The organism is Allobosea spartocytisi (assembly GCF_014764685.1).
Taxonomy (GTDB): domain Bacteria; phylum Pseudomonadota; class Alphaproteobacteria; order Rhizobiales; family Beijerinckiaceae; genus Allobosea; species Allobosea spartocytisi.
The window spans coordinates 353052-374405 of record NZ_JACXWY010000003.1 but is presented as its reverse complement, the minus strand read 5'-3'; the positions used below and the strand labels follow the sequence as shown (position 1 = coordinate 374405).

The 21354-nt window shown below is 67.5% G+C and carries 17 protein-coding genes; 3 read left to right on the top strand and 14 right to left on the bottom strand.

Going from position 1 to position 21354, the window contains the following annotated elements; genetic code table 11:
* Positions 1-189 precede the first annotated feature (189 nt).
* Together typA and IED13_RS07140 are read right to left on the bottom strand one after the other, a co-directional pair.
* Positions 190-2013 carry a translational GTPase TypA gene (gene typA, locus IED13_RS07145; RefSeq protein WP_038365017.1) on the bottom strand — a complete coding sequence of 608 codons (1824 nt, stop codon included), beginning with the start codon at positions 2011-2013 and terminating at the stop codon, positions 190-192.
* Positions 2014-2166: 153 nt separating this feature from the next.
* Complete coding sequence (locus tag IED13_RS07140; protein WP_162719996.1) at positions 2167-3438, bottom strand: TAXI family TRAP transporter solute-binding subunit; 1272 nt, start codon at positions 3436-3438, stop codon at positions 2167-2169.
* A 193-nt stretch (positions 3439-3631) separates the two neighbouring features.
* Between IED13_RS07140 and IED13_RS07135 the strand changes: the two genes are divergently transcribed.
* From IED13_RS07135 to IED13_RS28735, 3 genes are all read left to right on the top strand, one after another.
* Positions 3632-4312, top strand: coding sequence for a phosphoribosylanthranilate isomerase (locus IED13_RS07135; protein WP_191123779.1), 681 nt, complete (start codon positions 3632-3634; stop codon positions 4310-4312).
* The gene (gene trpB / locus IED13_RS07130; RefSeq protein WP_191123778.1) at positions 4309-5526 is read left to right on the top strand and encodes a tryptophan synthase subunit beta; all 1218 of its coding nucleotides are present in this window, start codon (positions 4309-4311) and stop codon (positions 5524-5526) included. The genes IED13_RS07135 and trpB overlap by 4 nt, the downstream gene beginning before the upstream one ends.
* A gap of 134 nt (positions 5527-5660) precedes the next feature.
* Complete coding sequence (locus IED13_RS28735) at positions 5661-7586, top strand: glycosyltransferase (RefSeq protein ID WP_191123777.1); 1926 nt, start codon at positions 5661-5663, stop codon at positions 7584-7586.
* Here IED13_RS28735 and IED13_RS07120 read toward each other — a convergent pair.
* From IED13_RS07120 to IED13_RS07065, 12 genes are all read right to left on the bottom strand, one after another.
* The gene (locus IED13_RS07120) at positions 7531-8127 is read right to left on the bottom strand and encodes an SCO family protein (RefSeq protein ID WP_112762421.1); all 597 of its coding nucleotides are present in this window, start codon (positions 8125-8127) and stop codon (positions 7531-7533) included. The two genes, IED13_RS28735 and IED13_RS07120, sit on opposite strands and share 56 nt — an antisense overlap.
* 30 nt (positions 8128-8157) lie before the next feature.
* Positions 8158-8334, bottom strand: a complete 177-nt coding sequence (locus IED13_RS07115; protein WP_156115994.1) for a hypothetical protein — start codon at positions 8332-8334, stop codon at positions 8158-8160.
* A 67-nt stretch (positions 8335-8401) separates the two neighbouring features.
* On the bottom strand, positions 8402-10840 hold the full coding sequence (gene gyrB / locus IED13_RS07110) for a DNA topoisomerase (ATP-hydrolyzing) subunit B (protein ID WP_191123776.1): 2439 nt from the start codon (positions 10838-10840) through the stop codon (positions 8402-8404).
* Positions 10841-11096: 256 nt separating this feature from the next.
* Positions 11097-12935, bottom strand: a complete 1839-nt coding sequence (gene recQ, locus IED13_RS07105; RefSeq protein ID WP_191123775.1) for a DNA helicase RecQ — start codon at positions 12933-12935, stop codon at positions 11097-11099.
* A gap of 229 nt (positions 12936-13164) precedes the next feature.
* Positions 13165-13518, bottom strand: coding sequence for a hypothetical protein (locus tag IED13_RS07100; protein ID WP_191123774.1), 354 nt, complete (start codon positions 13516-13518; stop codon positions 13165-13167).
* Positions 13519-13524: 6 nt separating this feature from the next.
* Positions 13525-14139 carry a LysE family translocator gene (locus IED13_RS07095; protein ID WP_191123773.1) on the bottom strand — a complete coding sequence of 205 codons (615 nt, stop codon included), beginning with the start codon at positions 14137-14139 and terminating at the stop codon, positions 13525-13527.
* Positions 14140-14215: 76 nt separating this feature from the next.
* The gene (gene recF / locus IED13_RS07090) at positions 14216-15343 is read right to left on the bottom strand and encodes a DNA replication/repair protein RecF (RefSeq protein WP_191123772.1); all 1128 of its coding nucleotides are present in this window, start codon (positions 15341-15343) and stop codon (positions 14216-14218) included.
* A gap of 13 nt (positions 15344-15356) precedes the next feature.
* Positions 15357-16472 (bottom strand): DNA polymerase III subunit beta, encoded by a 1116-nt coding sequence (gene dnaN / locus IED13_RS07085; protein ID WP_112762424.1) that lies wholly within the window; start codon positions 16470-16472, stop codon positions 15357-15359.
* A 154-nt stretch (positions 16473-16626) separates the two neighbouring features.
* Positions 16627-18090: a chromosomal replication initiator protein DnaA gene (gene dnaA, locus IED13_RS07080; protein WP_051988271.1), complete on the bottom strand. Its 1464-nt coding sequence runs from the start codon at positions 18088-18090 to the stop codon at positions 16627-16629.
* A gap of 841 nt (positions 18091-18931) precedes the next feature.
* Positions 18932-19198 (bottom strand): 30S ribosomal protein S20, encoded by a 267-nt coding sequence (gene rpsT / locus IED13_RS07075; RefSeq protein ID WP_038365000.1) that lies wholly within the window; start codon positions 19196-19198, stop codon positions 18932-18934.
* A 180-nt stretch (positions 19199-19378) separates the two neighbouring features.
* Complete coding sequence (locus IED13_RS07070; RefSeq protein ID WP_038364997.1) at positions 19379-20362, bottom strand: threo-3-hydroxy-L-aspartate ammonia-lyase; 984 nt, start codon at positions 20360-20362, stop codon at positions 19379-19381.
* Positions 20363-20470: 108 nt separating this feature from the next.
* Positions 20471-21244 carry an enoyl-CoA hydratase gene (locus tag IED13_RS07065; protein ID WP_191123771.1) on the bottom strand — a complete coding sequence of 258 codons (774 nt, stop codon included), beginning with the start codon at positions 21242-21244 and terminating at the stop codon, positions 20471-20473.
* Between the last annotated feature and the right edge of the window lie 110 nt (positions 21245-21354).

Here is a 21354-nt window from a genome sequence, read left to right as displayed (position 1 = left end):
CCGATGCGATAACACCGTGATAGATCACCGTGACCGCGTCCGGTCGGACGCGCGATGATCTGGAGGCGGGCAGAGGACCAGAGCGCGTGCGCGAGGGCAATCGCCCGGTGCGTCATCCTCGGGCTGCGCTGAGCGCAGACCCGGCTTCAGATCAAAAAAATGCCCGGGTCAGGACCCGGGCATTGCCGATCAGGCCACTTCGGCCTTCATCTTCTGCGAGCGCTTGCGCTCGTTGGGGTCGAGGATGGCCTTGCGCAGGCGGATCGACTTCGGCGTGACCTCGACGAGCTCGTCGTCGTCGATCCAGGCCAGCGAGCGCTCCAGCGTCATGCGGATCGGCGGCGTCAGGCGCACGGCCTCGTCCTTCGACGTCGTGCGGATGTTGGTGAGCTTCTTGCCCTTGAGCACGTTCACCTCGAGGTCGTTCTCGCGGGTGTGCTCGCCGACGATCATGCCCTGATAGACCTTCCAGCCGGGCTCGATCATCATCGGGCCGCGATCCTCGAGGTTCCACAGCGCATAGGCCACGGCCTCGCCGGTCTCCATCGCGATCAGCACGCCGTTGCGGCGTCCGCCGATCTCGCCCTTGTAGGGGAGATAGTCATGGAACAGGCGGTTCATGATCGCCGTGCCACGCGTGTCGGTCAGGAGTTCGCCCTGATAGCCGATCAGGCCGCGCGTCGGGGCATGGAACATCAGGCGCAGGCGATTGCCGCCGGAGGGACGCATCTCCAGCATGTCGGCCTTGCGCTCCGACATCTTCTGCACGACGACGCCGGAATGCTCCTCGTCGACGTCGATGATGACCTCCTCGATCGGCTCCAGGAGCTGGCCGCTCTCGTCGCGCTTGAGCACCACGCGGGGACGCGAAACGCCGAGCTCGAAGCCCTCGCGGCGCATCGTCTCGATTAGGATCGCGAGCTGGAGTTCACCGCGGCCGGAGACGATGTAGCTGTCCTTGTCGGAGGCTTCCTCGATCTTCAGCGCGACATTGCCCTCGGCCTCCTTGAGCAGGCGGTCGCGGATGACGCGGGTGGTGACCTTGTCGCCCTCGGTGCCGGCGAGCGGCGAGTCGTTGACCATGAAGGTCATCGACACCGTCGGCGGGTCGATCGGCTGGGCTTCGATCGGCTCGGTGACGGAGGGGTCGCAGAAGGTGTCGGCGACCGAGCCCTTCACCAGGCCCGCGATCGAGACGATGTCGCCCGGAATCGCTTCCTCGATCGGCGTGCGCTCGAGGCCGCGGAAGGCGAGGATCTTGGTGATGCGGCCGGTCTCGACGGTGGAGCCGTCGCCCGAGAGCACCTTGATCTGCTGGTTCGGCTTGGCCGTGCCGGAGACCACGCGGCCGGTGATGATGCGGCCGAGATAGGGGTTGGCCTCCAGCAGCGTGCCGATCATCCGGAACGGGCCTTCCTCGACGCGCGGCTCGGGCACATGCGAGAGGATCAGGTCGTACATCGGGGCCAGGCCCTGGTCCTGCGGGCCGGCCGGATCATGCGCCATCCAGCCCTGCTTGCCCGAACCGTAGAGGATCGGGAAGTCGAGCTGCTCGTCGGTCGCGTCGAGCGCGGCGAAGAGATCGAAGACCTCATTGATGACTTCGGTGGTGCGGGCGTCGGGCTTGTCGACCTTGTTGATCGCCACGATGGGCTTGAGGCCGAGCTTCAGCGCCTTGGAGACCACGAACTTGGTCTGCGGCATCGGGCCCTCGGCCGCGTCGACCAGCACGATGGCCGAATCGACCATGTTCAGGATGCGCTCGACCTCGCCGCCGAAATCGGCGTGGCCGGGGGTGTCGACGATGTTGATGCGCGTATCCTTCCAGACGACCGAGGTCGCCTTGGCCAGGATGGTGATGCCGCGCTCCTTCTCGAGGTCGTTGGAATCCATCACGCGCTCGATGACGCGCTGGTTGTCGCGGTAGGTGCCGGACTGCTGCAGCAGCTTGTCGACGAGCGTGGTCTTGCCATGGTCGACGTGCGCGATGATGGCGATGTTGCGCATGGACATGCGGATAGGGCCTTGCTTTCAAGGCCACGAGCCGGTCAGGTTCAAAGCCCTGCCGGCGCAGCCCGTTTCACGTGAATCTGGAATTCGTTGCGCTGCACATAAACGTTGGCGGCCGTTTCGGCAACCGCAGCCGGTGCCGAAAGGTGAACGGGCTCAACCTTCGGCCAGCGCCCGCTGCCGCTCGGCGACCGCCCGGCCGACCTGATCGATGGCGAGGCGGTAGGCCGCGAGCGCGGCCGCATCGAGATCGCCCTTGGCATAATCGGCGAGCACGCGGGTCAGGACCATGTCCGCCTCGCGGCCGAGCCGGGCCAGTTCCGCCTCGTCCTCGCAGGAGCGGATGGTGCCGAGCAGCTCCAGCAGCGTGTCGAGGCCGGCCATGGCGCGGCGGCGGCGGGTCGCGCCCTCGCGGCCGAGGATCGTGGCCGCGCCGGTGCCGAGCGCCGACAGCGCCATCGCGCCGATATAGAACCAGTCGCCATAGCGGTCGAAGAAGCTCTCCTGCTCGCCATCGATATAGGCGGCGGCGCCGGTATGGACCGGCAGGGGCGCATCCTTGTCGGTCGAGGGCGTCTCCAGCGCCTGGATCGCGGGCAGCTCGCTCGCCAGCGTGAGCCTGAGCGCGAGGATGTCCTTGGTCAGGTTGCCGACGAGCGTGTCGTCGAGGCTCTGGGCGGCGACGAGGCGCGAGGTGATCGCGATGGTCTGCAGGCTTTCGGCCGGGCGCGGCGGGTCGCCGCCCAGCGCGCCGCGCACGATCTCGCCGGTCTCGATCGCGCGGTAATGGGCCGCGAGCGCATCGGCTTCGCGGATCGGGATCAGCACCGGGTCCTCGCCCCAGGCCTCGCGCAGCCGGCGCAAACCGTCATTGTTGGTGTGGGAGCCGACCGCATTGATCGAGAAGAAGGCGTCGATGCGCCTGTCCTTCGCCGCGGTGACGATCTCGTCCTGCGTCAGCCCGACGATCTCGACCTCTTCCGGCCTCACCTCATACTGCCCCAGCACCCGCTTCAGCAGCACGATATTGCCGGCCGGATTGCGTCCGACACCGATCCTGCGGCCGCGCAGATCGGCGATGCGGCCGATCGCGGTCTCCTTCGTCGTGATGATGAAGGGAAAGGTCCGACGGGTGATGAGCACGGTGTCGGCCGTCGAGGGCATGGCGATATCGGCCCGAAGCAAGGCGAGGTCGGCTTCACCGGCATCGATCCGCTTCGCGCTGTCCTCGGCCCCCTCGGTCAGGAGGAGGCGGATGCGGACATCGGCCTTGTCCCGGTTGAGCCCCTGCACGAAGGCGGCGGCCATGCGCGCATCCTCCGAGCCGAGCGGCCCCACTGCGAGGCGCAGCGTGCGCGGCTGGTTATAGATATAGAGGGCTGCGGCGGTGACGCCGAGGATGGCGAGCAGGGCCGCCGCAATGGTCAATACGCTCCACCGCATCGCGAAACCGGCTACGCCCCTTGTCTTCGCCCCGTCACAGCATCGCTTCCTTCGCCACCATGTCGCAAGTGTGGCATGGAATCGGCCCACTGCGCAGATGACGCGACTATGCTAGATGCCCGTCCGGCAATCGAAGCCCTCGGCGTGAAGGCTTTCAAACCGGCGCTAAGACGGAACGATGGTAAACGCAACCTTAACGATCAAGATCTGCGGCCTCTCGACTCCCGAGACGCTGGACGCGGCGCTCAGCGGCGGCGCCGACATGATCGGCTTCGTCTTCCATCCGAAGAGCCCGCGCTTCGTCACGCCGGAACGCGCTGCGGAACTCGCCGCACAGGCGCGCGGCAAGGCGGAAATCGTCGCGCTGATCGTCGATTGGGACGAAAAGCGCGCGGCCGACCTGGTGGAATTGCTGAAGCCGGACCGGCTGCAATTGCATGGCTCGGAATCGCCGGAGCTCGCCGCGGCCATCGCCTCGGCGAGCGGTAGGCCGGTGATGAAGGCGCTCGGCGTCGCGACGGCGGCCGATCTGGATCGCGTCCCGCGCTATGCAGCCATGGTCGATCGCATCCTGCTCGATGCCAAGCCGCCGAAGGACGCCGCCTTCCCCGGCGGGCATGGCCGCGCCTTCGACTGGACATTGCTGACCGGCCTCGACCCTGCGCTGCGCTTCATGCTATCGGGCGGGCTCGATCCGGCGAATGTCGCGGAGGCGATCCGGGTGGCCCGGCCGGCCGGCGTTGACGTATCAAGCGGCGTCGAGCGCGCGCCGGGCGTCAAGGATCCGGCCCGGATCGCGGAATTCATCGCATCGGCCCGCAAGGCCGCGGCGGCAATGCAGGAAGGTTTGACGGCATGAACGCCCCCTCCAGCCCGAACAGCTACCGCAACGGCCCGGACGAGAACGGCCGCTTCGGGATGTTCGGCGGCCGCTTCGTCGCCGAGACGCTGATGCCGCTGATCCTCGAGCTGGAGGAAGCCTACAACGCCGCCAAGGCCGACCCGGCCTATCACGCCGAGATGGCCTATGGGCTGAAGCACTATGTCGGCCGGCCCTCGCCGCTCTATTTCGCCGAGCGCCTGACCGAGCATTTCGATGGCGCCAAGATCTATCTGAAGCGCGAGGAGCTGAACCATACCGGCTCCCACAAGGTGAACAACGTGCTCGGCCAGATCCTGCTGGCGCGGCGCATGGGCAAGAAGCGGATCATCGCCGAGACCGGCGCCGGCCAGCACGGCGTCGCGACCGCGACGCTCTGCGCCCGCTACGGGCTCGAATGCATCGTCTATATGGGCGCGGTCGACGTCGCCCGTCAGGCGCCCAACGTCTTCCGCATGCAGATGCTCGGCGCCACCGTCGTGCCGGTCGAATCCGGCACGAAGACGCTGAAGGACGCCATGAACGAGGCGCTGCGCGACTGGGTGACCAATGTCGCGACGACCTTCTACTGCATCGGCACGGTTGCCGGGCCCCATCCCTATCCGGCGATGGTGCGCGATTTCCAGTCGATCATCGGCAGGGAGACCCGCGAGCAGATGCAGGAAGCCGAAGGCCGCCTGCCGGATTCGCTGATCGCCTGCATCGGCGGCGGCTCGAACGCGATGGGGCTGTTCCACCCCTTCCTCGACGATTCCAGCGTCGAGATCTACGGCGTCGAGGCCGCTGGCCACGGCATCCCGAGCGGCCTGCATGCTGCCTCGCTCACCGGCGGACGCCCCGGCGTGCTGCACGGCAACCGCACCTTCCTGCTTATGGACGACGACGGGCAGATCAAGGACGCGCACTCGATCTCGGCCGGGCTCGACTATCCCGGCATCGGGCCGGAGCATTCCTGGCTGCACGATGTCGGCCGGGTGAAATACCTCTCGGCCACCGACGAAGAGGCACTGGAAGCCTTCCAGCTTCTCTCGCGGCTGGAAGGCATCATTCCCGCGCTCGAAAGCGCGCATGCGCTGGCGCGCGTCGCTGAACTCGCCCCGCAGAAGCCGAAGGACCATCTGATGGTGGTCAGCCTCTCCGGCCGCGGCGACAAGGACATCCCGCAGGTCGCGGAGATCCTGGCGGGGCGCTGACGGCACGCCCGTCGGCCCGGAAATTCCGAAAGTCGTACGACTTCGCGACTCGACTCGCGCGCCTGAAACCGCAACCATAGGTTTGCCGGGCGTGCTGGGCGCCCGGCTGGCGTGGCGTCGGACGGGATTGGACCGTGGGGGGCGACGGTCGGGGCGATGTTGTCGATCCGCAGGGGCGCGGCTTCGCCGATTTGCCCGTCGAGATCGCTTTTCTCCCCCGCCACGGCGTCGCGCCGGCCGGCCTTGCCCTTGCCGCGCGTCGCGCGCGGCGCTACGGCACCGACGCGGTGCGCGAGGTTTTCGCGCTCGGGTTGATCGATCAGGAGAGCTATTACCGGGCGCTCGCTGCCGAGCTCGGCCTGCCTTTCCATACCGACGCCTTCGATCTCCTGTCCGGTGGCCGGCATGAGGCGATCCTGCGCGGCGGCATCGCTCCTTTGGCGGGGCCGGTGAACCCGCGCTTGCGCTTCCTGCTCGCGCCCGAAGGCGCCGCCCTGCGCCATATGATCTCGGCCGGGGCGCGCCACCGCGACGATGTCGCGGTCACCACGCCCCGTCGCTTCGCGGACCGCCTGCGGGAGGCCAATGGCGAAGGGCTGGCCCGATCTGCTGCCGGGCTCGACGAGCCGGGCCTTGCGCGTGACAGCGCCCGCACCGGCGCCAGCCGCGGCCAGGTCGCCGCGACCGGCATCGGCCTCGCGACGGCAACGCTCGGGGGCATCTTCGCGCCGCTGGAGAGCTTCTTCGCGCTTGCCCTGCTGCTCGGGCCGCTGTTTCTGGGGCTCATCCTGCTCAGGCTTGCGGCCTCGATCGAGCGCACCTCCCCCGATCTCTGGCGCACCCAGCGCTGGCGCCTCGATGACAGCCGTTTGCCGGTCTACACCGTCGCCGTGCCGATGTACCGGGAGGAGGCGGTGCTGCGGCAGATGCTCCGGGCGCTGTCGGAGCTGGACTACCCACCGGCCAAGCTGGACATTCGCCTGCTGGTCGAAGCTGAAGATACCGGCATGCGGGCGGCGCTCGCGCCGATGTCCCTGCCGGCGCATGTCACCGTCACGATCGTGCCGCCCGGCCAGCCCCGGACGAAGCCGCGGGCGCTGAACCTCGCTTTGCTCGAGGCGCGCGGGAGCCTCTTCACCATCTTCGACGCCGAGGACATTCCCGATCCCCAGCAATTGCGGCTGGCGGCAGCGCGCTTCCATCGCGCTTCCGACGATCTCGCCTGCCTCCAGGCGCGGCTGGTGATCGACCATGCCGAGGAGGGCCTGCTGCCGGCCTTGTTCGCGTTGGAATATGCAGGGCTTTTCGAGGTGCTCAATCCCGGGCTGCTGCGCGCCCGGTTGCCGATCATGCTGGGCGGCACCTCCAATCATTTCCGGACTGATGTGCTTCGGGCGCTGGGCGGCTGGGACGCCTGGAACGTCACCGAGGATGCCGATCTCGCGGTTCGGCTGGCCAGGGCCGGCTATCGTATCGGCGATCTGCCGTCGGATACGCGCGAGGAGGCCCCGGTCACGGTCAAGGCCTGGCTCAGCCAGCGTTCACGCTGGATCAAGGGCTACATGCAGACGGCGGTGACGCATTCGCGCGCGCCGTTGAAACTGCTGCGCGAGGCCGGCTTCGCCGCGACCTTCGCCTTCGCCTCGCTGGCGCTGGGCACGATCGTGACGGCGCTCGGCTATCCCGTTTTCGCGGTCGCGACGCTCATCGCCTATTGGGAGGGCTCGCTCTTCGACCCGGCGAGCGCGCTGACCACCGTGACATCGGCCTTCGCGCTGTCGATCTGGCTCTTCGGCACGCTCTCGCTGTTCCTGCCGCCGGCCATCGGCGCGCTGCGCCGGCGCGACCCGAGCCTGTTATGGCTGCTGCCGTTGCTGCCGCTCTATTACGGGCTGGTCTCGGTCGCGGCCTGGATGGCCTTTTACGAATACTTCGCCCGGCGCTTCGCCTGGAACAAGACGGAGCACGGGCTGGCGCGCCGGCGGACGCCGCCGGCCGAGGCCGTCAGCTCTGGCGAAGCCACTCCGCCGCCGCCTGCGCCGGTGCCTGTTCGATATTGAAGGCGCCGACGAAGCTGCCATCCTTGCCCATCAGATAGACCAGCGCGGTATGGTCCATCGTGTAGTCGCCATCCTTGAGCGGCGTCTTCTTCGCATAAGCGCGATAAGCCTTGATCGTCGCGTCGATTGCTGCGCGATCACCGGTCAGGCCGATGATGCGCGGATCGAAGGAGCTGAGATAGCTCTTCATCACCTCCGGCGTGTCGCGCTCGGGATCGACGGTCACGAACAGCGCCTTCAGGTTCTTGGCCTTGTCGCTCTCGCCGGCGGCGCGCAGCGCTTCGGAGATCTCGAAGAGCTTGGTCGGGCAGACATCGGGGCAATGGGTGAAGCCGAAGAAGACCAGGAAGGGCGAGCCGCGCAGATCCGTATCGGAGAGCGGCTTGCCGTCCTGCGTGGTCAGGGTGAAGGGGCCGCCGACGCTGGCCGTCCCGCTCCCCGTCGTCCGGCCACCGGGGGAGAAGGTGAGGATCGCCGCTGCGGCGAGCGCGAGCGCGCCGGCGAGGAAGACGACGAGGGGCAGGATGAGGCGGCGATTCACGGTGATGTCCCGAAGAGAAGCTGGAGACCGCTAGAAGCAGGCGACGATGGCGGCGATCAGACCGTCGGTGAACAGTCGGCTGCCCTCGCGCCACCACAGCAGCAGGCCGGTCAGAACCAGAGCGAGAGCCCCGCCGGCGAGCAGCAGGATGCCAGCCCGGCCGGGCGGGCCGCTCTCGACACCGGGTTGTTGCTCCGTCTGGGCCATGACCGGACCATAACGCCGAAGCCGGAGCGCCGAAAGCGCTCCGGTGACGCAGGTCGTTGCAGCGGGATCAGATGTCGACGGTGGCGTTCAGCGCGTTGGTCTGGATGAATTCGCGCCGCGGCTCGACAACGTCGCCCATCAGCTTGACGAAGAGGTCGTCGGCCTCGTCGTTCTGGTCGTTCTTGACGCGCAGCAGCGTGCGCACGTCGCGATCGAGCGTCGTCTCCCAGAGCTGGTCGGGGTTCATCTCGCCCAGTCCTTTGTAGCGCTGCAGCGCGACGCCCTTCTTGCCGATGGTCGAGACCGCATCGAACAGGTCGGTGGGGCCGTTGATCGGGAAGGAATCGCCCTTGCGGGTGAGCAGCGCCGGCTTGGCATAGGCTTCCTGCAGGGAACCCGCCGCGGCATCGAGCTTGCGGGCTTCCGCACTGGCGAGGAGGCCTGCGTCGATGGTCGCCGCCTGCTTCACGCCGCGGATCATGCGCGAGAACACGAAGCCGCCTTCGCTCACCTTGCCTTCCCAGCCACGCTCCAGCTCGTCCGAGATCGCATCGAGGCGGCGCGCGACAGAGGCTGCCGCCTCGTTCGCCTGGGCCTCGTTCTCCTCGCTCACCGGATGCAGCACGCCGGCGATCGCCATCTGCTCGACGATGCGCCGGTCATAGCGGGAATGGAGCTGGCCCAGCGCGTTGCGGACGTTGCGGGCTTCCTCGATCAGCACCCTGAGATCGGCGCCGGCCCGTTCCACGCCCTCGCTGGTGCGGAAGGTCGCGCCGTCCAGCGTCGAATCGATCAGGTACTCCTCCAGCGCCCGCTCGTCCTTGAGATAGACATGGCTCTTGCCGCGCGCCGCCTTGTAGAGCGGCGGCTGGGCGATGAAGAGATGGCCGGCATCGATCAGTTCCGGCATCTGCCGGTAGAAGAAGGTCAAGAGCAGCGTACGGATATGGGCGCCGTCGACGTCGGCGTCGGTCATGATGATGATCTTGTGGTAGCGCAGCTTCGCCAGGTTGAAGCCGCCCTGCTCGGCATCGGCGCGGCCGATGCCGGCGCCCAGCGCCGTGATCAGCGTGCCGACCTGATCCGACGAGAGCATCTTGTCGAAGCGCGCGCGCTCGACGTTCAGGATCTTGCCGCGCAGCGGCAGCACGGCCTGGTATTCGCGGGCGCGGCCCTGCTTGGCGGAGCCGCCGGCCGAGTCACCCTCGACGATGAAGAGTTCGGATTTGGCGGGATCCCTCTCCTGGCAATCAGCCAATTTGCCCGGGAGCGAGGCGATATCGAGCGCGCCCTTGCGGCGGGTGAGGTCGCGCGCCTTGCGGGCGGCCTCGCGGGCGGCAGCGGCTTCCGCCACCTTGCCGACGATGGTCTTGGCCTCGCCCGGATGCTCTTCGAGCCACTCCGAGAGAGCCTGATTGACCACATTCTCGACGACCGGGCGGACTTCCGAGGAAACCAGCTTGTCCTTGGTCTGCGAGGAGAATTTCGGGTCGGGAACCTTGACCGAGACGATCGCGGTCAGGCCCTCGCGGCAATCGTCGCCGGTGAGCGAGACCTTCTCCTTCTTGGAGATGCCGGAGCTTTCGGCATAGCCGGTGATCTGGCGCGTCAGCGCGGCGCGAAAGCCGGCAAGATGGGTGCCGCCGTCGCGCTGCGGGATGTTGTTGGTGAAGCAGAGCACGTTCTCGTGGTAGCTGTCGTTCCACCACAGCGCGACGTCGACGGTGATGCCGTCCTTCTCCGAGGTCAGCATGATCGGCTTGTCGATCACGGCCGACTTGGCGCGGTCGAGATAGCGCACGAAGGCCTCGACGCCGCCATCATACATCAGCTCCTCGCGCACGATCTCGGCATGGCGCGCATCGGTCAGGACGATGCGCACGCCCGAGTTCAGGAAGGCGAGCTCGCGCAGGCGGTGTTCAAGCGTCTTGTAGTCGAACTCCACCATGGTGAAGGTCTCTTGCGACGGCAGGAAGGTCACCTCGGTGCCGCGCTTGTCGCCCTGCGGGCCGACGACCGCAAGCGGCGCCACTGCGTCGCCATGGCGGAACTCCATGTAGTGCTCGTGGCCGCCGCGCCAGATGCGCAGCTTGAGCGAAACCGAGAGCGCGTTGACGACGGAGACGCCGACGCCGTGCAGGCCGCCCGAGACCTTGTAGGAGTTCTGGTCGAACTTACCGCCGGCATGGAGCTGGGTCATGATGACCTCGGCGGCCGAAATGCCTTCCTCGCTGTGGATATCGGTGGGGATGCCGCGCCCATTGTCGCTGACCGTGACCGAGCCGTCGGCATTCAGCGTCACCGTGACGAGGTTGGCATGACCCGCCAGCGCCTCGTCGATGGCGTTGTCGACGACCTCGTAGACCATGTGATGCAGGCCCGAGCCGTCATCGGTGTCGCCGATATACATGCCAGGCCGCTTGCGAACGGCATCCAAGCCCTTGAGAACCTTGATGGAATCGGCGCCGTAGTCGTCGGGCTGGGCGCTGAGCGCGGCATCGGTCATGAAATGGTCCCTGAGCGGGCGAGCGAGCGCCCGCGATGATCCTGATTCGAAACGACAATATAGGGGCAGACGATGGCTTTTTCACGCGCCTACGCGTGCGTGTGCGTAGAGGGGCGGTTTGGTTCGCCTGCCTCGTCATTCCGGACAAGCCGCGAAGCGGCGCCGATCCGGAATCCATCGGAGGGCTCCGGCGTTCGACGATGGATTCCGGGTCTCCGCTTCGCTGCGCCCGGAATGACGACGGACAGGGTGAGCCTTAGCCTCGAAACTCCGAAATCGCCTCGACGAAGGCCTCGCCATATTGCGCGAGCTTGCGCTCGCCGACGCCCTCGATCGCCCGCATCTCGTCCAGGCCCAGCGGCCGCTCGCGCGCCATCGCGATCAGGGTCCGGTCGGTGAAGATGATATAGGCCGCCACGCCCTCCTCGCGGGCGATCTGGAGCCTGAGCTTGCGCAGATGCTCGAACAAGCCGGCCGTGCCCTCGTCGAGCCCGTCGGCGCGGGCCGCGTCGCGCTCCGAGCGGCGGGAGCGTCGCTCGGCGAACGGGTCGGCCCGGAGCGCGATCTCCTCTCGGCCGAACAGGATGTCCTCGCCCTTCGGCGTCAGCTTGAAGCCGCCATGCTCGGCGCTGGCCTCGGCCAGCGCCCCGGCGGCGAAGAGCTTGCGCGTCAGGCCCATCCAGGCGGCCTTGGGCTTGTCGGCGCCGACGCCGAAGGTCTTAAGCCCGTCATGGTTCTGCCGGCGGATGACCTCGGTCGTCGTGCCCGTCAGGATATCGGCGAGATGGCCGGCGCCGAAGCGCTCGCCGGAACGGATCACGGCCGAGAGCAGCTTGCGCGCATCGAGCGTCGCATCCTGCAACGCGGGCGCCTCCGCACTACAGAGATCGCAGCGGAACGGCGCTTGGCCATGCCGGCATGGCGGTGTCTCCTCGCCGAAATAGGCGAGCAAGGCGCTGCGCCGGCAGAGCGCGTTCTCGCAGAGATCGATCATCGCGTTGAGGCGCTTGTGCTCGATGCGCCGGCGCTCGTCGTCGATCTGCTTCTCGTCGATCTGGCGGCGCCTCAGAGACATGTCGTCGACGCCATAGAGCGTCAGCGTATCCGCCGGCAGGCCGTCGCGCCCGGCGCGGCCGATCTCCTGGTAATAGCCCTCGATCGAGCCCGGCATATCGGCATGGACGACGAAGCGCACATCCGGCTTGTTGATGCCCATGCCGAAGGCGATGGTGGCGCAGACGACGACGCCGTCCTCCTGCAGGAAGATGTCCTGGTTACGGTTGCGCGTCTCCTGCTCGAGCCCGGCATGGTAGGGCAGGGCATTCCAGCCCTTTTCGCTGAGCGCCGTGGCGAGACGCTCGGTCTTGCTGCGCGAGGAGCAGTAGACGATGCCGGAGCCGTTGCGGTGGCGGCGCAGGAAATCGTCGATCTGCCGGCGCGGCTGCTCCTTCGGCGCGAAGGCGAGCTTCAAATTCGGCCGGTCGAAGGAATGCACCACCATGCGCGGCGGCTGCGGGAAGAGCTGCTGGGCGATATCGGCCTGGGTCTGCCGGTCGGCGGTCGCGGTCAGCGCGGTGACGGGCACGCCGCCGAGCGCCTCGCGCGTCTTGGCGAGCAAGCGATATTCCGGGCGGAAATCATGGCCCCATTGCGAGACGCAATGCGCCTCGTCGATCGCGAGCCGGGTCACGCCGAGGCGCTTCAGCCGGCCGACCAGTCCCTCGCCGGCCAAGCGTTCGGGCGAGACGAAGAGCAGCCGGAGATCGCCGGAATTGAGCTTGTCCCAGGCCTCGCTGGCCTCGCTCTCGCTGTTCATTGAGTTGAGCGAGGCGGCCGATACGCCGGCTCGCACGAGCTGGCCGACCTGATCGCGCATCAGGGCGATCAGCGGCGAGACGACCAGCGTGAGCCCGCCCGCAACCAGCGCCGGCAATTGGTAGCACATCGACTTGCCGGAGCCCGTGGGCATCACCGCGAAGACGTCTTCGCCGTTGAGTGCGGCTGCGATCACCTCCCACTGGCCGGGGCGGAAATCGTCGTAGCCCCAGACGGATTTGAGGATCGCGCGGGCGTCTGATTCGCGGGATGGCGACATGGACAAGGGATGTGCCGCAGCCGGGCGCGCTTGGCCAGCCTTTCGAGCCGAAAGCCTGTGTCGGTATCCTTCGGAGCCACCACCGTCATCCCAGGCTTGACCCGGGATCCATCGAAAGGCGCCGCGCTTTACGATGGATCCCGGATCTCCGCGGAGTTTAGCCTTGGGCCGATCGAAGATCGGACCCGAGAGCTTCGTCCGGGATGACGGCGTGAAGCTTGGATGGCTCTCAGACTTTGACGGCCAGCAGGTGGATCACAATCGCCAGAGCAAAAACCGCCGTGATCAGCTTGGACGGCCAGGGCTTGAGGTCGAACCAGATGAATTGCAGCGTCAGCCGCAGGCCCCAGAAGGTGGCGCCCACGAGCGGCAGCACGGGGTGGACGCGGCCTTGCCCGGCCAGCCAGATCAAGGTCGCACCATAGGCGAGGAAGACGAAGATCAGCATCGCGTTGAGCGTCTGCGTGATCGCCGTGTTCAGGCCGCCGGATGGCGTCAAACGCTCCGGCCAGCCGAACAGACGCCGGAACGCGGCATGAAACAGCGCGAAGCCGAGATCGATGAGGCCGGCCGCCAGAGCCAAGGCTGCTCAGCTCCGCGTCGCGATCGCGGCAGCGGCGCCCGCCATCACGCCACCGGTCGTCCGGTTGATCCAGCGCATCGCGCGCGGGCTGGCGACGAGGCGCCGGGCCCGGTCGGCCGCATAGGCATAGGCCATCAGCGTCCCCGTGATGATCGGGGCGATCAGCGCAGCGACTTCGACGAAGGCCAGCGTGCTCATCGCGTTGAGGTCGATCACCAGCGGCAGGATCGACAGGAAGAAGACCATGACCTTGGGATTGCTGAGCGTCAGCGCGATGCCGCCGAGGAACAGGCGCGCACCCTCGCCGCGGGCGGCAGCGGAGGGCTTCGGTGCTTCGGCCGGCGCCGTCCAGGCCTTGTAGGCGAGGTAGAGCAGATAGGCGCAGCCGGCATATTTGATCGCGACGAAGACGCCGTGGAAGCTCTGCATCAGCACGCTCAAGCCCAGCGCGGTCAGTGTGAACCAGACGAGATCGCCCGCGACGATGCCGGCGAGGAAGGGCAGCGAGCGCCGGAAGCCCGAGGACAGCGAGCGCGCGACCAGCGCCGCGATGGCGGGGCCGGGCGAGGCGACAGCGAGGAAATAGACGCCGGCGAACAGGGCAAGGCTGGAGATGTCCATGGAAAGCCTCCGAGACTGCCCGCGAGATTAGCAGGAACGCGACGAAGCGTCCCATCGCAAGCCGTGGCCTGACCGATCAATCGAGCGGATCGATCCGCCCCGGCGTCACCGAAAAGCGCTGCGCGCCGGCCGGCAAATCGCCGAACAGGGCAGCGTCGGCACCGGTCATCCAGACCTGGCAGCCGAGCCCGGTCAGCCCGTCGTAGAGCGCCGCACGGCGGCGCGGATCGAGATGGGCGGCAATCTCGTCGAGCAGAACCAGCGGCGCGATGCCGCTCATCGCGGCGACCAGCCTGGCATGGGCGAGCACGAGCCCGATCAGCAGCGCTTTCTGCTCGCCGGTTGAACCCTGGCCGGCTGGAATATCCTTCGGCCCGTGCCGGACCTCCAGATCGGAGGCTTGCGGCCCCGCGAGCGTGCGCCCGGCGGCACGGTCGCGGTGGCGGCCCTGACGCAGCAGGTCGCGATAGGCGTCCTCCGCGTCGACGGCCGGCAGGCGCGCGACGAGCGCGTCGATCTCGCCGGAGAGCGCGATATCGGCGAAAGGGAAGGGCGAGGCCTCGTCTCGCGTCTCGGCGATGATGGCGGAGAGCCGCGCCACCGTCTCGGCCCGGGCGGCGGCGACCGCGATGCCGAGCTCGGCGACCTCGCGCTCGACGGCGTCGAGCCATTGTCCCTGATTGGGGCTCTCTTCAAGGATGCGGTTGCGCGAGCGCAGAGCCCGCTCCAGCGCGTTCGAGCGGGTCGCATGGGCGGGATCGATCGCCAGCACGAGACGGTCGAGGAAACGGCGCCGGTCGCCGGCGGCGCCGCGGAACAGCCCGTCGAGATCGGGCGTCAGCCAGACCAGCCGCAGATATTCGCTGAAGGCCAGCGCCGAGCCGGCGGTCGTGCCGTCGATGCGGGCGATGCGCGGGCGGCGCCCCTCCGCATCGAGTGGTCCGAGCCCGATACCAAGCCGGCCGGCCTCATCGGCCAAGGTGATGGACGCGGCGAAGCTGCCGTCGCCGCCCTGGCGCGCCATGCCGGGCAGCTCTGCCCGGCGCAGGCCACGGCCGGGCGCGAAGAGCGAGAGCGCTTCGAGGATATTGGTCTTGCCGGCACCGTTCTCGCCGATCAGCGCAACGATTTGACCCTCGACCGGGAGATCGAGGGCCTCGTAGGAACGGAAATCCTGCAGGATCAGGCGCGTAACGGCCGTCACGGCCGAAAGCCCTTCACACGCGCATCGGCATCAGCACATAGAGCGCGGAGGCGCCTTCGCGGTCTTGGATCACGGTCGGCGAACCCGGGTCGGCGAGCTTCAGCAGCGCCGTGTCGCCGTCGAGCTGGGCGGCGATGTCCATCAGGTAGCGGGCGTTGAAGCCGATATCGAGCGGGCTCGCCTCGTAATCGACCTCGATCTCCTCGGTCGCCGAGCCTGAATCCGGATTGGTGACCGAGAGTGTCATGCGCCCGTCGGCCATGGAGAGCTTCACGGCGCGGCCGCGCTCGGAGGAGATCGTCGAGACGCGGTCGACGGAAGCGGCGAAATCGCCCCTGTCCACCGTCAGCCGCTTGTCGTTGCCGGAGGGGATGACGCGCTGATAGTCGGGGAAGGTGCCGTCGATCAGCTTCGACGTCAGCACGACATCGGCGGCGGCGATGCGGATCTTCGAGCCGGAAAGCTCGACCGCGACCTCGCTCTCGCCATCCTCCAGCAGCTTCTGGATCTCGGCCACGGCCTTGCGCGGCACGATCACGCCGGGCATGCCGGCCGAGCCCTGCGGGGCGGCGGTGTCGACCCGGGCGAGCCGGTGCCCGTCGGTCGCGACGGCGCGCAGCACCGGGCGGCCATCGACATCGATGGTGTGGAGATAGATGCCGTTGAGATAGTAGCGCGTTTCCTCGGTCGAGATCGCGAACTGGGTCTTGTCGATCAGGCGCTTGAGCTCGCCGGCCGGCAGCACGAAGCGATGCGCCATCTCGCCGGCGGTGATGTCCGGGAAATCGCTTTCCGGCAAGGTCTGGAGCTGGAAGCGCGAGCGGCCCGAGCGCAGCACGAGGCCGGTGTCGCCGGTGGTCTCCAGCGAGACCTGCGCGCCGTCCGACAGCTTGCGGACGATGTCATAGAGGGTGTGTGCCGGCACGGTCGTCGCGCCGGGCTCGGTGACATCGGCCGGAATCGTCTCCACCACCTCGATGTCGAGATCGGTCGCCTTGAGGCGCAGGCCTCCATCAGTGGCGCTGAGCAGCAGGTTCGACAGGATCGGGATGGTGTTGCGGCGCTCCACCACGCGATGCACGTGGCCGAGCGATTTGAGCAGCGTGGAACGTTCGACCGTGACCTTCATGATTGTCTAGTCTTCTGACGCTAGCCGCCCAGGCATGACGGCCCGGGCCCGAATGAATGGCCAGCGACATTGCCGGACAGCAGCCGGGCGCGCAAGGGCCGCGCATCCCGGCAACCACAACCATTTGGCAGGACAGGCGCGAGCGGCCGCTCCCTCACTCCTGCAGCATGCGCTTCAGGAGATCGACCTCCTCATGCAGCGAGCGGTCCTCGCTGATCGCTTTCTCGATCTTGCGCACGGCATGCAGCACCGTGGTGTGATCGCGCCCGCCGAAGCGCCGGCCGATCTCGGGCAGCGAACGCGGGGTCAGCGCCTTCGACAGATACATCGCGATCTGGCGCGGCTTCACGACCGCGGCCGTGCGGCGCTCGGAGAGGATATCGGCGCGGCTGACATTGTAGCGCGTCGCGACGAGCTTCTGGATGTCCTCGATCTTGACCCGGCGCGGCTCGCGCGTCCGCACGAGGTCGCGGATGGCCGCCTCCGCCGTCTCCAGCGTCACGAACTGGCCGGACAGCGTCGCATGGGCGAGCAGCCGGTTGGCGGCGCCGTCGAGATCGCGGCCATTGGTGGCGACGACGCGGGCGACATAGGCCACCACATCCGGGCTGACCTGGAAGTTGGGATGGGCGCTCTGCAGCGCTTCCAGCCGGGTCGCCAGGATCTTGGCGCGCAAGGCTTCGTCGAGTTCGCCCACTTCGACAACCAGACCGCCGCCCAGCCGCGAACGGATGCGCTCGTCGAGGGCCTCGAGCTCGCCGGCAAGGCGGTCGCCGGCGACGACGATCTGCTTGCCCGCATCGAGCAGCGCGTTGATCGTGTGGCCGAATTCCTGCTGGATCGACTTGCCCTGGATGAACTGCACGTCGTCGACGACGAGCAGGTCGATGCCGCGCAGCTTCTCCTTGAAGGCCAGCGCCGTTTGCGATTTCAGCGCCGCGACGAAGCCGTACATGAAGCGGTCCGCCGTGAAATAGGCGACGCGCTTGCCCAGCCGCCTGGCTTCCTGCGCGATGGCCTGCAGCAGATGCGTTTTACCCAGGCCGACACCGGCATGGAGATAGAGCGGGTTGTAAGGGCTCTGTCCGGCCGGCGCCGCCGCGATGCGCTCGGCCGCGGCGAAGGAGAGCTGGTTCGACTTGCCGACGACGAAGTTCTGGAAGCTCATCCGCCTGTCGAGTGTCGTGCCGCAGACATCGACCAGCTCGGGTTCGCCGGACTGGGCGGTCGCCGCGCCGGGCTTGGCCGCCTCGGCCGGGACCGGTGTCGTCGAAGAGGCGGGGCGGCTGCGCATCACGGCTTCCGCCAGCGGCGCCGGCGTGGTGTCGCGCGAAGCCTGGCGGACCGAGAGCAGCACGCCCTTCGGCGCCGGCAGCTCGGCGATGCAGTTCACCCGCAGCCGCTCGGCGTAATGGGCCTCGAGCCAGCTTTTCAGGAAGCGGGTCGGGACGGTGAGATAGGCGATGCCCCCGACGATGCCGGCAATCTCCAGCCGGGCGAACCAGCTCGAGAAGACATCCTCGCCGAGTTCGGCGCGCAGGCGGCGGCGCACACGCTCCCAGGCGTCCTGGAGCGACGCGTCCTCTGCTCCGACCGGAGCAGTCTCCTCGACCGCCATTGTCACCACCACCGACGCTGCCTCGACCGTATCTCCGATTTGCTGCCGCTCGAACATCAATGGCCCCATTTGCTTCAAAATTGAACACGCCTTCGGAGGGGCGATTGCAGAGGCAACCGCCTTCCCGGCGCTGTTGTCCGGTTAAAAAGGATCCCGGCCCGGCAGGCGCATCCGCCCGACAGGTCAGGAAATCCCGGTTCTGTCGATTACGCTTGGAAGGCTCGCCGCTGGCTGGAGCCGCGCTTCATCTCAATACAGAAGACAAAGAGCCGCATTCTCCAACCTCCCTGGTCGCGAGCCAAAACACCGATAATCTATGGAAACCGCCACCGCGTTCATTGCTGTCCGCCCGGCGATGAAGTGACCTTACAGGGCGCGCTCGACGGGCTGCAATATCCCTTTCAGCCGGCTTCGGAGCGAGGTGGCTTCCGCCCCCCGGATCGAACGGGGTCGGGGGGCTGCAATTGGTTGGGGAACTTAATCTTTTCTTTACAGCGGGCGCGCTCGCGGCGGCCGAATCTTTTTTTTCAAAGGGGCGAATGGGTGCCTTGGAGTCGCCGCGATTCTCTCGCCTCAAAATCCTTTGCCCGCTAAGGTGATGAAAAATAATGACTTTCCATGTGCGGCAGACTCTCGCTGAAGCAGCGATTCCGCGCCCCGAAAGCGCCCGGAGAGTCAAGTCCGTAAAGCCGTGGAAAGATTGCCGAATCGGCTTGCCGTAACGATTTTTTTCTTCCGTGGCGGCGCGTGGCGAGGCGGCAACAGGGGGCCTTGAAGCCAACAAAAAAGCCCGGCGTCGAGCCGGGCTTTTAAACGATGCGATGCGGTCCGCGAAGGTGGCTCAGGAAGCCAGCGCGCCGATGCGATGGGCGAGACGCGAAACCTTGCGCGAGGCGGTGTTCTTGTGAACCACGCCCTTCTGCGCGGCGCGCATGATCTCGGGCTGGGCAGCCTTGAGCGCCTCGGCCGCGGCGGCCTTGTTGCCCGTGGCGATCGCCTCTTCGACCTTGCGCAGGAAGGTGCGCATGCGCGAGCGGCGGTTCTTGTTGACCTCGGTGCGCCGCGCGATCTTGCGCGTGGCCTTCTTGGCCGACGTCGTATTGGCCATCCAAACGTCCTCGTCTTCATCACGGTCCGTCGCCTGGCGTTGAGCCGGCGGTTCTGACCGCTACCTTGCTGGAAACACGTGAGCGGCGGCCGAGCTTGCGCGGGCCGCCGCGAGTGGTGGGGCTATAATCGCTCGCGCGGCCGCCGTCAACGCGGAATCCGCGTGAGCTTTACCATGAGGTCACACTGACGGCGCGATGAAGCGGGCGAAGCTCGCCAGATCGACATTGCCGCCGGAGAGAATGACGCCGACGCGCCGCCCTTCGACGGGCACGGCGCCGGTGAAGGCCGCCGCCGCGGCGAGGCAGCCGGTCGGCTCGACGACGAGCTTCATGCGCTCCGCGAAGAAGCGCATCGCGTCGATCAGCGCCGCGTCGCTGACCGTGACGATGTCCTCGACGTCGCGCTGGATGATCGGGAAGGTGAGATCGCCGAGGAAGGCGGTCTGCGCCCCGTCCGCGATCGTCTTAGGCACGCCGATCTTCACGATCTCGCCCTTGCGCAGCGACTGCTGCCCGTCATTGCCGGCCTCCGGCTCGACGCCGAAGATCCGGCAGCCCGGATTGAGCGCCTTCGCCGCGAGCGCCGCGCCGGCGAGCAGCCCGCCGCCGCCGAGCGGCACGATCAGGATGTCGAAGGGGCCGGCATCCTCGATCAGTTCCTTCGTCGCCGTGCCCTGGCCGGCGATGACGTGGGGATGGTCGTAAGGGGGGATGATCGTCAGCCCGCGCTCACTGGCGAGGCGATCCCCGATGGCGAGCCGATCCTGCGTATAGCGGTCATAGCGCACGACCTGCCCGCCATAGCCCTCCGTCGCTGCCACCTTCGCGGCCGGCGCGTCGTTTGGCATGATGATCGTGGTCGGCACGCCCAAGAGCTGGCCCGCATAGGCGATGGCCTGCGCATGGTTGCCGGAGGAGAAGGTGACGACGCCGGCCTTCTTCTGCGCGGGTGAGAGCGAGGCGATCGCGTTGTAGCCGCCGCGGAACTTGAAGGCGCCCATGCGCTGCAAATTCTCGGGCTTGAAGACCAGGCTCGCATTCGTCCGCCGGTTGGCGGTGGCGGAGCTCATCGCCGGCGTGTGGTGGGCGATGCCCTTCAGCCGCTCGGCCGCCGCCTCGACATCGGCATAGGTCGGGAGGGACGGTCCGGTCTGGGCGTTCATGGCGGGAAATCCTGCTGGCGAAAGACGTGTTCTATCTGCCAGCAGGAGCGCCGGTCCATCAAGGCGGGGCCGCTCGACGCCGCCATGCGGCAGGCGATGGCCGGTTGCTCAGGCGTTCCTGAAATCCGGCTTCCGCTTCTCGGCGAAGGCGGACATGCCCTCTTTTTGGTCGGCGGTGGCGAAGAGCGAGGAGAAGACGCGGCGCTCGAAGCGCAACCCCTCCTGAAGGGTTACCTCGAAAGCGCGCTCGACCGCCTCCTTCGCCATCAGCACGGAGGGCAGCGACTTCGTGGCGATCGCCTCGGCCGCCTTCAGCGTCTCGGTCAGCAGGTCGGGGAGCGGCACGACGCGCGCGACGAGCCCGGAGCGCTCGGCTTCCTCGGCATTCATCATCCGGCCGGTGAGGATCAGGTCCATCGCCTTGGCCTTGCCGACCGCCTTGGTCAGGCGCTGCGTGCCGCCGGCGCCGGGGATGACGCCGAGATTGATCTCGGGCTGGCCGAACTTGGCGTTGTCGGCGGCGATGATGAAGTCGCACATCATGGCGAGCTCGCAGCCGCCGCCGAGCGCGAAGCCGGCGACCGCGGCGATGATCGGCTTGCGGCGCTGGCCGATCCGGTCCCAATCCGCGAATTTGTCGTCGAGATAGGTGCCCGGAAACGTGCGGCTCTGCATCTCCTTGATGTCGGCGCCGGCGGCGAAGGCCTTCTCCGAGCCGGTGAGGACGACGCAGCCGATGCCGTCATCCCCACCGAAGCCGTCGAGCGCCGCGTTGATCTCGCCGATGAGCTGGCCGTTCAGGGCGTTCAGCGCCTGCGGGCGGTTGAGCGTGATCAGCCCGACCTTGCCCTTCGTCTCGACGAGAATGGTCTCATAAGCCATGGCGGCCTCCCGGATGGTCCTGCTCCGCCAGCTTTAGCGAGCGGCGCGAGAGCGGTCCATGCGCGTTGCGCACATCCGCGCATTCGCTGTCTCCCCCAGCGCGTCATGCT

Coding starts and splice junctions, on each gene's coding strand:
- trpB (WP_191123778.1), top strand. CDS start 4,309: ATGAACGCCCCCTCCAGCCCGAACAGCTACCGCAACGGCCCGGACGAG.
- IED13_RS07095 (WP_191123773.1), bottom strand. CDS start 14,139: ATGGACATCTCCAGCCTTGCCCTGTTCGCCGGCGTCTATTTCCTCGCT.
- IED13_RS07135 (WP_191123779.1), top strand. CDS start 3,632: ATGGTAAACGCAACCTTAACGATCAAGATCTGCGGCCTCTCGACTCCC.
- IED13_RS07115 (WP_156115994.1), bottom strand. CDS start 8,334: ATGGCCCAGACGGAGCAACAACCCGGTGTCGAGAGCGGCCCGCCCGGC.
- recQ (WP_191123775.1), bottom strand. CDS start 12,935: ATGTCGCCATCCCGCGAATCAGACGCCCGCGCGATCCTCAAATCCGTC.
- IED13_RS07065 (WP_191123771.1), bottom strand. CDS start 21,244: ATGGCTTATGAGACCATTCTCGTCGAGACGAAGGGCAAGGTCGGGCTG.
- dnaA (WP_051988271.1), bottom strand. CDS start 18,090: ATGGCGGTCGAGGAGACTGCTCCGGTCGGAGCAGAGGACGCGTCGCTC.
- rpsT (WP_038365000.1), bottom strand. CDS start 19,198: ATGGCCAATACGACGTCGGCCAAGAAGGCCACGCGCAAGATCGCGCGG.
- typA (WP_038365017.1), bottom strand. CDS start 2,013: ATGTCCATGCGCAACATCGCCATCATCGCGCACGTCGACCATGGCAAG.
- gyrB (WP_191123776.1), bottom strand. CDS start 10,840: ATGACCGATGCCGCGCTCAGCGCCCAGCCCGACGACTACGGCGCCGAT.
- IED13_RS07070 (WP_038364997.1), bottom strand. CDS start 20,362: ATGAACGCCCAGACCGGACCGTCCCTCCCGACCTATGCCGATGTCGAG.
- dnaN (WP_112762424.1), bottom strand. CDS start 16,472: ATGAAGGTCACGGTCGAACGTTCCACGCTGCTCAAATCGCTCGGCCAC.